Source organism: Mesorhizobium sp. M7D.F.Ca.US.004.01.2.1 (genome assembly GCF_003997785.1).
Classification (GTDB): domain Bacteria; phylum Pseudomonadota; class Alphaproteobacteria; order Rhizobiales; family Rhizobiaceae; genus Mesorhizobium; species Mesorhizobium loti.
Map to the genome: position 1 here is coordinate 34,030 of NZ_RZRQ01000010.1, position 12,045 is coordinate 46,074.

The 12,045-nt window shown below is 57.7% G+C and carries 15 protein-coding genes; 9 read left to right on the forward strand and 6 right to left on the reverse strand.

Annotated features, from left to right (window positions below; genetic code table 11):
- Positions 1-54 precede the first annotated feature (54 nt).
- The 6 genes from EN993_RS03880 to EN993_RS03905 all read left to right on the forward strand — a co-directional run bounded on the left by EN993_RS03880 (position 55) and on the right by EN993_RS03905 (position 4,784).
- Positions 55-315 carry a hypothetical protein gene (locus EN993_RS03880; protein WP_127262425.1) on the forward strand — a complete coding sequence of 87 codons (261 nt, stop codon included), beginning with the start codon at positions 55-57 and terminating at the stop codon, positions 313-315.
- Positions 316-430: 115 nt separating this feature from the next.
- Complete coding sequence (locus EN993_RS03885) at positions 431-2,359, forward strand: virulence-associated E family protein (protein WP_164757528.1); 1,929 nt, start codon at positions 431-433, stop codon at positions 2,357-2,359.
- A 379-nt stretch (positions 2,360-2,738) separates the two neighbouring features.
- A complete protein-coding gene (locus tag EN993_RS03890; protein ID WP_127262427.1) occupies positions 2,739-2,975 on the forward strand; it encodes a hypothetical protein in 237 nt (78 codons plus the stop codon).
- Between the two features lie 226 nt (positions 2,976-3,201).
- Positions 3,202-3,621, forward strand: coding sequence for a Rap1a/Tai family immunity protein (locus tag EN993_RS03895; protein ID WP_245468626.1), 420 nt, complete (start codon positions 3,202-3,204; stop codon positions 3,619-3,621).
- A 166-nt stretch (positions 3,622-3,787) separates the two neighbouring features.
- Positions 3,788-4,138 carry a hypothetical protein gene (locus EN993_RS03900; protein WP_127262429.1) on the forward strand — a complete coding sequence of 117 codons (351 nt, stop codon included), beginning with the start codon at positions 3,788-3,790 and terminating at the stop codon, positions 4,136-4,138.
- A gap of 388 nt (positions 4,139-4,526) precedes the next feature.
- Positions 4,527-4,784: a hypothetical protein gene (locus tag EN993_RS03905; RefSeq protein WP_127262430.1), complete on the forward strand. Its 258-nt coding sequence runs from the start codon at positions 4,527-4,529 to the stop codon at positions 4,782-4,784.
- Between the two features lie 30 nt (positions 4,785-4,814).
- Here the strand turns inward: EN993_RS03905 and EN993_RS03910 are convergent, their stop codons facing one another.
- Both EN993_RS03910 and EN993_RS03915 read right to left on the reverse strand, forming a co-directional pair.
- Positions 4,815-5,063, reverse strand: a complete 249-nt coding sequence (locus EN993_RS03910; RefSeq protein WP_245468624.1) for a hypothetical protein — start codon at positions 5,061-5,063, stop codon at positions 4,815-4,817.
- 95 nt (positions 5,064-5,158) lie between these two features.
- The gene (locus tag EN993_RS03915; protein ID WP_127373139.1) at positions 5,159-5,773 is read right to left on the reverse strand and encodes a hypothetical protein; all 615 of its coding nucleotides are present in this window, start codon (positions 5,771-5,773) and stop codon (positions 5,159-5,161) included.
- Positions 5,774-5,946: 173 nt separating this feature from the next.
- Between EN993_RS03915 and EN993_RS03920 the strand changes: the two genes are divergently transcribed.
- On the forward strand, positions 5,947-6,804 hold the full coding sequence (locus EN993_RS03920) for an ATP-dependent DNA ligase (protein ID WP_127262432.1): 858 nt from the start codon (positions 5,947-5,949) through the stop codon (positions 6,802-6,804).
- Between the two features lie 30 nt (positions 6,805-6,834).
- On the opposite strand, the gene EN993_RS03925 is transcribed toward EN993_RS03920, so the two are convergent.
- From EN993_RS03925 to EN993_RS03935, 3 genes are all read right to left on the reverse strand, one after another.
- On the reverse strand, positions 6,835-7,569 hold the full coding sequence (locus EN993_RS03925; protein WP_127262433.1) for a hypothetical protein: 735 nt from the start codon (positions 7,567-7,569) through the stop codon (positions 6,835-6,837).
- An 89-nt stretch (positions 7,570-7,658) separates the two neighbouring features.
- A complete protein-coding gene (locus EN993_RS03930) occupies positions 7,659-7,940 on the reverse strand; it encodes a hypothetical protein (protein WP_127262434.1) in 282 nt (93 codons plus the stop codon).
- A gap of 8 nt (positions 7,941-7,948) precedes the next feature.
- On the reverse strand, positions 7,949-9,157 hold the full coding sequence (locus EN993_RS03935) for a site-specific integrase (protein ID WP_127262435.1): 1,209 nt from the start codon (positions 9,155-9,157) through the stop codon (positions 7,949-7,951).
- Between the two features lie 288 nt (positions 9,158-9,445).
- On the opposite strand from EN993_RS03935, the gene EN993_RS03940 reads away from it, so the two are divergent.
- Positions 9,446-9,664, forward strand: coding sequence for a hypothetical protein (locus tag EN993_RS03940; protein WP_127262436.1), 219 nt, complete (start codon positions 9,446-9,448; stop codon positions 9,662-9,664).
- Between the two features lie 156 nt (positions 9,665-9,820).
- On the forward strand, positions 9,821-10,930 hold the full coding sequence (locus EN993_RS03945) for a glycoside hydrolase family 25 protein (RefSeq protein WP_127262439.1): 1,110 nt from the start codon (positions 9,821-9,823) through the stop codon (positions 10,928-10,930).
- A gap of 14 nt (positions 10,931-10,944) precedes the next feature.
- Here EN993_RS03945 and purD read toward each other — a convergent pair.
- Positions 10,945-12,045 (reverse strand): phosphoribosylamine--glycine ligase (gene purD, locus EN993_RS03950; protein ID WP_127262437.1); only part of this gene is annotated, 1,101 nt, incomplete at its 5' end.

Here is a 12,045-nt window from a genome sequence, read left to right on the forward strand (position 1 = left end):
TTTTTACAAATCGGCAGTTTACAAGTATAGGCGAAATATAAAAAGGAGAATGCAGTGAATACTTGCTCGAAAGCATATGACGATGCTGATATCCATCACGGCGAACCCTTGCCCCTCGATCTCGTCGCCGTCAATGAATACATCCGCCAGCGAGTGCAGAACAGCAATCGCGGGCAGCTGTCGCTTGAAGTAGGTCTGACCTACAACAAGCTGAACCATTTCGTGCGCAATCCAGGCACGACCTTGCGTGTCGAGGACATGCAAAAACTGATGGTGCATTTCGGCATCGTGAAGCCCGTCACATCGCAGGCTTGACCGGCTATGCGTGTCAGTTCAATAGTCCGAACGTCGCTCTCTGCAGCGATCCAGCAAACCCGCGATCCTCGAACCCATGTGGTGGATACTCGCAACAATTCGACGCGAGACACACATGGACGGGATTGCGATGACCGAGACTAAATGTGCGCTGTGCCAAGGCACGCACAGCCCGGAATATGTCTTTCACGAAAAGGCCGGGTACTGTGTCCCGCCTTCGAAGGCCCCACCAGCGCCGCCGCCGATCCCTGCGGCACCGCAGGCGCCTGTTGATGACGCGGATGACCGTGTGGACGTCGTTCCGCCTGCGCCGCCACCTCCGCCTCCCATACCCGGCCGCGACCTGGATGCCGATGATTGGGCGCTAATGGGTCTCGCGCCGCCAGCGCCGCCGATATCGAGTGCCGAACAGGCCGCACAAGACGCCGCCGACAAGCAAGCGAAACTGGATAATGCATCACCCTATGATCTGGTCGAGCAAGACATCCTGAACCTCAATGCCGGAGCGACGATTTCGGACGTTGAAAAGATCTTGGCCAAGTTCGCCATGCAGCAGGTCGATCCGAAGCGCCCTGTCGCGGAGCAAGTTGTTCGCGACATCATCGAGAGGACCGGCACTGCCAAGATGACGCTTGCGCAAGTGCGGACGTGGTACGCCAAGGCATACGCCGACGCCAGGAATTCAGCAAAGACCGAGATTGTTAAGTCTGGCATGCCGATCCTTCGCATCAACAGGGATGGTTTCGCAGCCAGTATAGAAATGAACCTGCATGATACGTTTCGCAGCGGATCATTCTGCCGTTTGATTTTCGATGAATTTAGACATGACATTCAAGTATGTAAGCGAGACGAGAATACATCGCTTGACTGGCATAAATCGCCGACGCCGTACCTTCATGACGAAGCAGATTATACCCGCCTGTCGGAACACCTACAGCGCAAGTACGGGTTCAATTCCATCGAACAAAATCTGCTTTACCGCTGCATCATGTCAGTCGCCATGGAAACGCGGATCAACAGCATGCAGCAATCGTTCAACATCGCCGCCGCTCGTTATGACGGCAAAAAGCGCATTGACACCTGGTTGACCGATATCTGCGGGGTCGAGGACAGCCCTTTAACCCGTGTATACGGCGCTCGATGGCTGATTGGCGTCGCCGCCCGCGTGTTTGAGCCCGGATGCCAGTTCGATAACGTGTTGTGTTTCGAGGGCGGCCAAGGTGAAGGTAAAACCACGATCCTCCGAACGCTTGCAGGACGACCAGAATATTACTGCTCGTTCACAGGCAAGATGAACGACCGTGACAGCCTAATGAAGGTGCGCGGTAAATTGATTGTCGAGTTTGCCGAAGGCGTCACCACGCGGAAAACCGAACAGGACGAGCAGAAGGAATTCATCACCCGCACCGATGACGAATACCGCGATCCTTACGGGCGCTCGATGAACAAGCACAAGCGGCAGTTCGGGCTGGCGATGACGATGAACCCGAGCGAATATCTGAACGATCCAACCGGCGCTCGGCGCATGTGGGGTGCCCGCTGCGGCGCCATTGACCTGGACGCCTTTCACGCGGTGGTCGGGCAGTTGTGGGGTGAAGCGGTTAGACGTTATCACGGCGGGGAGCGCTGGCACATTGGCAAGGGCGAGACCCTGCTGATCGGCATGCAGAAAGAGAGCGCGGAGGAGAGGCGCAAGCAGCACCCATTGGAGCCTGTTATCGCAAATTGGCTGACCCATACAGGGCACATAATCAATGGGAATTGGCGGCCTCAACACAAAAGGCCGATCCCTTTGACGTTCATCAAGAACGTTGGCGTTGTGCTTCGCGATGTCCTCGGGTTCCAGGATACGCGGCTCGACCGCAAGGACGAAGGCATGATGGCGGATATTTTGACGGTGCTTGGTTTTGAGAAAGCGAAGGTTCGCGGCGAAGGTTTAGGGCGAGATGTGAACCCTCTTCTCGGGTGGTGGCATCAATCATTGCCTCAAGCGGACAGGCGTGCTTTCGCTGCGCAGTTAATTAAAAGTGCCGAACAAGAATGAAAAAGAAGGGTCACACAGCACCGAAAAACTGTGTGTGACCCGTGTGTGTAGGGTCACAGGGTCACACGAACAGTTCCTATGTGAATAATTTGCCTCACATTTTCTCCCCCTACTGTTTTAAACCAAGGGTCACAAGGGTCACACAGGGTCACACAAGGGCTTTCGAGGCGCTTTTGGGGTGAACAACTGGGAGCACACAGGGTCACACAGCAAATCAGCACCGAAACGGCAGTAATTCGCTGATCGCTCGACAACTTAAGCAGTCAAGATCAAATTCCCGCGCTGCGCGGCGCCCCTTCCGTGCAAACGTCTTCGCCACTGCAACACTCTCGTAGGCCGTGCTATCCTGCCAGATCAAATCAGCTAAGAGGGATTCTGGATGAAGCGCTATGTCGTCGTCGCCAAGGCTCTGCGGTCGATACCGGACGGTCAAGATTCGGAGGGAAGCCCGCGCTGGTTGAGATACTTCGAAGAGCTCTCATATACGTTCACAGGCGATCAGCCGATATCGGCGATCTTCGCTCGGCTGGACAGCGACGTGGTAGAGATCAAGCTTCACGATGACGGATCGAACTATCCGGCTCGCCCTGCGGAGCAGTATGAACCCGCCTTTTGACGGGACAAATCAGCCGCGTCCCTCAAGCCGCCGCTTTCCCGTAAAACGGCAACTAAGCCGCGCGGCGTCAGGACTACCAAGGCGTCGCCGCCCTCGCCGATTGACTGCCTCCACACTTTGCCCCACAGCGCGGTTGGCGGCGCTGTACGGTCGAACCCTTGCGGCGGAAGGGTTGGAGGCTCACCCTATCTGTTGTCCTCGAACAGACGGGAGATACTCTTTGACGATGATCGCAAGATTGACTGCTCTGGCGCTGGTCGGTGCAGCACTTCTGACGCCAGGCGTCGCGATGACGCAGGAAGGGAAAGTTGCTGGCTTCTATGTAACCGGCGAACAGCTTAACGATGCTTGCCGCATCTACCTCTCAGTGAGGCGGAACAACGGTCAAGCGAACAGTACTCAGGAAGCTTGGTCGGCCGGCATGTGCTACGGGTATGTAGTAGGCGTAATGGATTTGTACAGCGGTCTAAAGGTTTCCTACAACGCGATTTCCGGAGACCCGCAGCCAGCCTTTTGCACCGGTATGATCAACGGCCTTTCTGCGGCCGAAGCCGTCGCGCTCTACCTTGACCAACATCCAGAGGAACGAAGCGAGGTTGGTTTCTATTTGGTACGGAAGATTCTGGCCGAGAAGTTTCCATGTTGAAGGGGCGTGCCGCCTATGCCCGAACAGATACCGGCACCATGGTGGTGGCATAAGCCGCTGAACCCTGGCGAATGATCGACCCAACATGCAGGCACTGGCGGCCTGCATGTTGGGTGTATCTGGACTTGCATCGCGGTTAGTCCCATTCTCTCTTCGGGAGAGGGGTATGGGACTCCAAGGGCAAAAGGCTTCTCGGCCGAAGAGAAGGCGTAGACGTTCGTTGCTGGAGCAGCGGGCGCTAATTCCGGTTCTGTTGTGCGGTGTTGCCGCTGCCAGCTACTTCGTCCCGCCTACTGAGCAGCACCCCCTTCCGACGGTGCATCGGCAAGGCGAGTCCAGCGCGCCAAATGGCTGCAACATCAAAGGCAATATCAGCGTCGAGACAGGCGAGCGCATCTACCACATTCCTGGCCAGCGATATTACGACGAGACAGTGGTAAACCCGGCCAAGGGCGAACGCTGGTTCTGCTCACAATGGGAAGCGTGGTGGGCAGGATGGCGGAAGTCGAAGGTATAGTCCCCGGGGCGCGACGCCTGCCGGGCAAACCTACCGCATTCCGACCACAGGGCGTCAGCACGTGGGGTCGCCGCGTTCGATGCGACACGACATACCCCCGACATCGAACGCGCGCTGACCGCGCCCTGTCCCGCAAATTTGTCGGTTGGAATAAAGGGTTTGTTAATAGTTTCGGCCCGGCAAGAGTATAAATGAGTCGGTCATCTGAAATCAGCGAAAAGGATTCGCGCACCGATGACCCTCCTCCAGTTCGCCTATGCAATGCTCGCCGTGTCGTATCTCGTCGCCGTGGTGGCGTTATGGGGAGGGCATTAGCGCCTACTGCGCCCAACCTAGCCTGCAAATCCATTTCTGGTATCATGGCCCCTTTCTCTGGGAGGGGATAGCGATGGAATTCAGGGTACTAAGCTGGGTAAGGGGCGTGCTATCAACCGGCAAGGCCAAACTGGTCGTTGACGAAAGAAGGGGACTTGTGGAACTGCGGAGCCGCATTCGCGGGCGGATGTACAGGATCCCGATTTCCCAGGATCAATCGAAAGCGATTGCGGACGCGCACAAACTTTTCGACAAGGCTCGAAAAACGGCTCGCGATGAGCGGATCTATAAGGCCGCCGAGGCAGCCCTTGCCCCTTTGGAGGCGGAGTGACAAGACGCGCGTTCGTTTAGTCGCCCCCTGTTAGCGCCCGTCCCTCGCCTTCGCATAGGCGTTGCCGATCCTCTTGGCGTCGGCTTGCACATAGTCGGGCGTATAGCTGAAACCGACCGCACGCTTCTTGCAGGCCGTGCACTTCATTCGAGGGGCCAGGTCGGTTGCCATCGCTGGCGCGTCCGCACCGTACCGTTCGCGCAGCGCCTCTAGGTCGAGCGTTTGCGAATGGTTACAGTGCAGGCAATGCGCCGTCACTTTCATGTCGTGCTCGATCAATGATGCGAACGTCCACCCGGCCATGCGATACGATACCGACGCCAAGTGAGCATTGCAACGGTTTGTTCCGTGTCTGTTCACCATATGCTAGTCGATCAGTGAAGAGCACCGCTCAGAGCAGTCGTCGCTATTCCTGAGAAGAAGCCGCCGAACGTTTTCACGATATCGGTAGCGGCCTTTAACTTTGCCTGGTTTTCGGGAATGTCTTTCGTAGTCAAAAGGACTATCATGGAACCCAGGAAGGCGAGGGCCATAACAACAAGGATCAGCAGGATGACCCACGGAACCATCCAAGAAAGGTCAACCTTAACGGGTGGATCAACTGCGGTTGTTGCCCCATAAGCGGACGGAATCAAAGTGTCTATTAATTCTTTTATATCCTGCCAAATTTTTGCAAAACTTTGTAATGTCAATGCTAGAATTGCTATAGTTCCGCTGATGGCAATCAACAGTGTAGCGTACTTTGATCTGACATTTATTTCATAAACCTGCGTATCTGGCTTATCATTCATCAGAACAATATCGGCAATTGCGGTTCGATCTTCTTTGTGAATTTCGTATTTATTTAGTATTGCGTCTAACCGCCTCTTGCGCTCGTAAAGCCTCTCGACCTGCTTTCCCCCTGAGCGATAGCCGATATATCCGAAGAGGGCGCCTGCGGCGGCAGTTCCCACAGTGACAGCGATCATAAGAAGCGAATTTGTTGACACTGATTACCCCTCTTGTTTGCCAAGCTTTCGATACACCCATGCCGCGATTAAGTCTTTCAGAAAGACCTCTGTTAGCGGTAGGCACAGCAACGCCCCCCACCCCTGTGGCATGCACGCCCTTGCAACCATTTTAGCTTTATCTAATTTAAATTCGGTCCTGTCCGAGTTTGCGTATGACTTTGAAGTTCATTGAGCCGCTGATGCCCACCCTTGTGGAGAAGCCTCCCGAAGGCCCGGGCTGGATTCATGAAGTCAAGTTCGACGGCTACCGCTCGCAGATGATCATTGATGAGACTGGCACGCGCATTTACACGCGCCGCGGCCTCGACTGGACGGCGAAGTATCGCGACCTCGCAGCCGCAGCGAAGACCCTGGACGTCGAAAGCGCGATCATTGATGGCGAGATCATCGTTCTGAATGAGGCCGGGCTGTCGGACTTTGGCGAGCTTCGAAAGGCTATCACGCGTCGCCAGCACGACCTGTATTTCGTGGCCTTCGATCTCCTGCACCTCAACGGGCACGATCTGCGCGACATGGCTCTGGACGACCGCCGGGAAATACTCGAAAGCATGATCCCGCCAGACAGACGCATCCAGTTCAGTCAGGCGCTGCCCGGCGATGCCATGGCGATCTACCACCTTGTCGACCAAGCTGGCCTGGAAGGCATGGTGTCGAAGCGTCGGGACAGCAAATACCGGAGCGGCAACTCGACGAGTTGGCTAAAGGCGAAGTGCTACAGCGTCGATGAGTTCGATCTTCTCGGAGTGGAGCGTGAGGCCGGCAAGCCAGCCTTCGCTCTGATGGCCGACAGGAAGACCGGGCGATACGTCGGTTCGGCCTTTATCAACTCGAGCCGCGCAATCCGCGAACGACTTTGGCAGCGCGTACAGGAACACACCGGGCTTGCGCCGAAGGGAATGAAGCGGCCAGCGACGCAATGGGTCAAGCCGGGGCTAATAGGGCGCGTGAAGCACTTGCGTGGCGAGGACGACTTGAGGCATGCCTCACTGCAGGATTTTAGGGAGGAGTGAGAGGCGGCCGCAAAGCTTCGCGGAATCTCTTTAAAAGAACGATTTGATGGCCGTCAAAATCTCGTCTCGAAAAAACGTAGCCAAAAGGCCCAATATTATAGCTGAAAAGAACCATTTTGGCGGGCTGGAAATCCGCTCATAGACAATACGGCCTCGCCCGAAATTAAATACAGTCTTAGGTATTACCTTACCGCTCGCCCACGGGATTCCGAAGATTAATGCCGCAAATACGAAAAAAAATATTCCTGGGGGCTTAGCGTCACCTGCCTTGGAGAAAGGAAGTGCCACAAGTATACCAACGCCTGCTGCCAGAGGGAAAACGATAGCCATCTGCAACAAACCCGGATAATTGTGTACGTTGATCCAGGTGTACCACTTCTTAGAGGCTCCTATCACACTCGTTATGCTCTGCTCCAACGCTAGGCAGACGTTTCTTTCTCCAGAAATTTCGTAGCTTACTGGCGCCATCCACGTCTCGCGCAGCCGAACGCTTACCCTATTAGGTATATTGTACTCAAAAACGCTGTAGCTAATAGATGAAATTCTGCTGGATTCGATGAAAGGATCCTTTAGCAACTCATCAATGTTGTCTGAAGTTATCGACCTTTCATTCATCAATTCAATGGTTACTGTCGGAAGCTTTCCAATGTGCTTTTGAATAGTCGCCGATATGGCAGTTAATTGATCCCTTGAAAAGACGTAACATCCCTGCTGTTTCTTGGTAATGCTCAGCTTGTCAGTCGGCACAACTACAGCCTGACTCATTCTATTTCCCCCATTTGGCCGGCCAGCATAACGAACCAGTGCTAGGCGAGCAACTTCAACCCCATTGCCCCCCTCGACCGCCGATGCGCCTACCGTCCCGGCTCGCCAGCCGCTTCGGCTGCTTCCTGAGCGAGGCGCGTTATCTCAGCCAGCCATTCTGGTGAGCCTTCAATCAATCCGTCTTCACGCGGCACCTTTTCGCGGATCGCCAGCACGTCCTCACGGCGATAGCGCGGGCGGCCCTCGCTCGACCATGCGACCCTTTGCAGGCCGAACTGTTTGCGAAGCTGCCACCATCGTGTGCGGCCAACACCAAGCAGCTTGGCCGACTGTTTGGCGTTGAGCGTGGCGGCGTTTGTTGGGTCATTCATGGGATCGATCATGCCGCGGCATCCTTAGCGAGTTGGATTGTTTGCGCGATTTGATCCTGGTCGCTGTTTTGCTTCGGAACGGACATCACAAAATCATGCCAATACGTTAGCGCGGCGCGGCGTTTGGCGAGGCCAGATGCCCGGCGATAGCTCGACGCGGTGCGGTCGCCGACACGATGCGAGATCGTTTCTTCGGCCGTCTCATATGACACGTCCGTCTCGTCGCCAAGATACTCGCGCAGCGATGAACGAAAGCCGTGGACGGTCACGTCGCCTGGTGTCAGATGCAGGAAGGCCGATGCTGACAGGTGGTCAGCGCGTTTGCCGCGACCGCCACGGGAGCCGGGGAACACAAAGGCATGATCGCCGATACGTTCATGGAGCTGGTGTCGAATGATCTGCATGGCGCGATCCGTCAGCGGAACATCATGGGGACGCTTGTTCTTCATGCGTGACGCCGGGATATGCCAGACACCCTCATTCAGATCGAACTCGGGCCATTTCGCCTGTGTCGCCTCCGTCTTGCGCGCCCCGGTTAAAATGATGAACTCAAGCGCGCGTGCAGCTAACGTCGCCCTCGTCCTCAACCCCTCGCAAAACGACGGTACGGCGCGGTAGGGCAGCGATTTGTTGTGTGTCGTCGTGTGATCGAGCGGGGTGACGTGGGCAATGATGCGAGCGACGGCCGGGTTGCCGGATCGAAGGCCCTTGGCGACGGCGACATCGAACACGCGCCGAATGACCGACAGGACGAAGCGCTTCTGCGGAACGCGGTCATCGAAGGGCTTCAAGACAAGCCGAATGTCCTCGACCGTGATCTGTGCCACAGGGTCGCCGTGGATCGCCTTGCAGGCCTCGATTGCTCGATCCCACTTGACCTGTTCACGGTCGAGATGACGCCACTTGGGCTTCAAAACATTGAACGTCTCGGCGGCTAGTTCAAGGAACGTCATGCCGGCTTGCTTAGCCGCTTTAACGACCTGGATAGGGTCAAGGCCCGTGGCGAGCACGTCGCGATGATCCGTCGCCTTGGCGCGAGCCTGTGCCAGCGTGACAGCCCCTAAGCCGGCCTCTCGGCGCTTGCCGGTGACAGGCGACGTGTACAGGAACGAGAACGTTGCGCCGTTCCAATAAAGGCCGCCACCGTCGGCCACCCTGCCCGGACCCTTGAACGCCTTCACCTCGCGGTCGGTCAGTCGATTAATTCCACGTGCCATAATTTATGCCCCTTGTGTTGCGTTGACCCCACAATGCATCCCACAAAGGTCGCTTGCACGCACCTGACCTCATGTGAACACTGACGAACACTCAGCCAGAAGAACGCAGCAAAATCAACGCCAAAATGCACCTATTCCCCAAGGCCTTCAAGGCCATACGCATTTTTTACGTAAACGTCAAATTTTGTCACGCGGATTTTGCAATTGCGGCGGCGCGTATTAAATTCAATCGACGCCGGATCAAATCAACCGGCGACAGATCAGAACCAGCCGACCGGAACCCCTGCCATGCTTGCCAGACCCGACGCCTATCGTTGCATCGAATGCGGCCTGCCCTATCGAGCGGAAGGGTTCTGCTACCATGAGGGCAGACTGGAACACGGTGCCGCCTACTGGTCGGATCGCGGCATATTGTGTTCACCGCAATGCTCCCTCGCCCACCACCGTAAACGCGCCGCCGAAGGCACGCTGCGGCAGGAGCCTGCGCCGGACCCGTTTGAATTCTAGCCGCTGATGCGACGCCAGCTTTCCTGACGCCGGCCCCCGAAAGCAAATCCTTAACCATAGCGGTTCAGCATCTACCTTTGATCAACGGGGATTCCCTGTTTGAAAAGGACGGCGCGGCTCCTTCGCCGCACAGCGCTTCTCGCACTCGCGGCGACGATGGCGCTGTCGACGGCGGCAAAGGCCTCGGATTTTTCCGAGCCGTGGAAGAACGCTGACCGCGCCCTCATCGTCGATGCCTATGAATACAATTCCATCGACTGGGCCCAGCTCGCCACCGACAAGCGGGTCGTCGGCTTCATCAACAAGGCGTCCGACGGCATGCCGCCGCCCTATTTCTGTTTGGGCGGCGACACCGAGGTGAAGCTCTGCAAGGCGCTATGGAAACGCCATGCGGTGACGCGCGAACTGTTCCAGACGCGCCGGGTGGTTGCCAAGGCGCTCGGAATGAAATGGGGAGCCTATCACCTTGCCCGTCCCGGCAATCCGGTCGAGCAGGCCAACAATTTCCTCGATTTCGCCGAGCCCGCACCGGACGATCTCATGGCTCTCGACATCGAAGGCAATGATCCCTCGCAATGGATGTCGCTCGACGATGCCGAGGAGTTCGTGCGCCAGGTGCATCGGCGTATCGGCCGTTTCCCGGTGCTCTACACCAACGGCAAGACGGCCCAGTACATCGCCGATAACAGCTACAGATACAGGCTGCTGTCGCGGCTGCCGCTCTGGTATGCGCGCTACAAGTCCGACATCGACGTGCATTTTCCGATGGGCAACTGGCAAGGCTACGCACTGTGGCAGTTTTCGGCGCAAGCCAATTGCGGCCGGTTCCGCTGCCCTTACAGGGTCGCCGGCACGCCTAACGACATCGACGTCAATGTCGCGCCGACGGACGCCGCCACACTGCGAGCGCAATGGCCGTTCGGTGGGCTCATCGATGTGCCGCCCGACTATCTCGCCTCGATACCGCTGCCTGTCTCACGCGAAGCCGGCCTCGCCGGCAATGTCACCATCACCTACGCCTCGGTGGCGGCGCCGCCGACCTTCGAGGAAATGATTGTGGCGTTGGGCACGCGCTGGACGAGGTTTCGCGACGGCTTCCGCATGCCAGTCGTGAAGACGGTGCCGCGGCGGCCGGGCTTCGGCATTGTCCAATATGTCGCCTGGAAGCGGACCGAACAGCGTTCGCCCGCACAACTCGACGCTGCCTTTGCCGCAGCCGATCCACTCAGCACCGCTTCAACCGAACTCGATCGCGGCCAGCGGTAAGCCAATACGGAACTTCAGTTTCCCTGTTCGCGTGCCACGGCCTGCCAGCCGATGTCACGGCGGCAGAACCCGTCCGGCCAGTCGATGCGGTCGAGCGCGGCATAGGCCCGCGCCTGCGCCTCGCCGACCGTGGCGCCTGATGCCGTGACGTTGAGGACGCGGCCGCCATTGGCGACCAGCGCGCCGCCATTGATGGCGGTGCCGGCGTGGAAGATCTGGACGCCATCGCTCGCCGCCTGCTCGACGCCACGGATCACGGAGCCTTTTTCCGGCGTGCCGGGATAGCCCCTCGCCGCCATTACCACGGTCAGTGCGGCCTCGTCGCGCCAGCGTATGGAAGTGTGCGCCAGCTGACCGTCCACGGCGGCGTTGAGCAGGACCAGCAGATCGTCCTTCAGCCGCATCACCAGCACCTGGCATTCCGGGTCGCCGAAACGGGTGTTGTATTCGATCAGCTTCGGGCCTTTGTCCGTGATCATCAGCCCGGCGAACAGCACGCCGGAGAAAGGCGCGCCAAGTTCCGCCATGCCGCGCATGGTTGGCTCGATGATCTCGCGCATGGTGCGCTCGACCAGTTCCGGCGTCATCACCGGGGCCGGCGAATAGGCGCCCATGCCGCCGGTGTTGGGGCCGGTGTCGCCATCGCCGACCCGCTTGTGGTCCTGCGCGGTGCCGAAGGGAAGTGCTGTGGTGCCGTCGCAGAGGCAGAAGAAACTCGCCTCCTCGCCGGTCATGAACTCCTCGACCACAACTTCCGCGCCGGCCGCGCCGAAGGAACCGTCGAAACAGGCATCAAGTGCTGCCCGCGCCTCGTCCAGTGTCATGGCGACGGTCACGCCCTTGCCAGCGGCGAGGCCATCGGCCTTGATGACAATCGGCGCGCCGGTCTTTTCGAGATAGGCTTTGGCGGAGGCCAGATCACTGAACCGGCCATAGGCGGCGGTCGGGATGTTGTAGCGGGCGCAGAGATCCTTGGTGAAACCTTTCGAACCCTCCAGCTGTGCCGCAGCCTTTGAGGGTCCGAAAACGCGGATGCCTTGCGCGCGCAGATCGTCGGCAATGCCGGCGACCAGCGGCCCTTCCGGGCCAACGACGACGAGGTCGATCTTTTTCTC

Bases quoted from the DNA above. Each gene is read 5' to 3' on its own strand.
- EN993_RS03935 (WP_127262435.1), bottom strand. From the start codon at position 9,157: ATGGCACGTGGAATTAATCGACTGACCGACCGCGAGGTGAAGGCGTTC.
- EN993_RS03925 (WP_127262433.1), bottom strand. From the start codon at position 7,569: ATGAGTCAGGCTGTAGTTGTGCCGACTGACAAGCTGAGCATTACCAAG.
- EN993_RS03920 (WP_127262432.1), top strand. From the start codon at position 5,947: ATGACTTTGAAGTTCATTGAGCCGCTGATGCCCACCCTTGTGGAGAAG.
- EN993_RS03885 (WP_164757528.1), top strand. From the start codon at position 431: ATGGACGGGATTGCGATGACCGAGACTAAATGTGCGCTGTGCCAAGGC.
- EN993_RS03890 (WP_127262427.1), top strand. From the start codon at position 2,739: ATGAAGCGCTATGTCGTCGTCGCCAAGGCTCTGCGGTCGATACCGGAC.
- EN993_RS03895 (WP_245468626.1), top strand. From the start codon at position 3,202: ATGATCGCAAGATTGACTGCTCTGGCGCTGGTCGGTGCAGCACTTCTG.
- EN993_RS03940 (WP_127262436.1), top strand. From the start codon at position 9,446: ATGCTTGCCAGACCCGACGCCTATCGTTGCATCGAATGCGGCCTGCCC.
- EN993_RS03905 (WP_127262430.1), top strand. From the start codon at position 4,527: ATGGAATTCAGGGTACTAAGCTGGGTAAGGGGCGTGCTATCAACCGGC.
- EN993_RS03930 (WP_127262434.1), bottom strand. From the start codon at position 7,940: ATGAATGACCCAACAAACGCCGCCACGCTCAACGCCAAACAGTCGGCC.
- EN993_RS03945 (WP_127262439.1), top strand. From the start codon at position 9,821: ATGGCGCTGTCGACGGCGGCAAAGGCCTCGGATTTTTCCGAGCCGTGG.
- EN993_RS03900 (WP_127262429.1), top strand. From the start codon at position 3,788: ATGGGACTCCAAGGGCAAAAGGCTTCTCGGCCGAAGAGAAGGCGTAGA.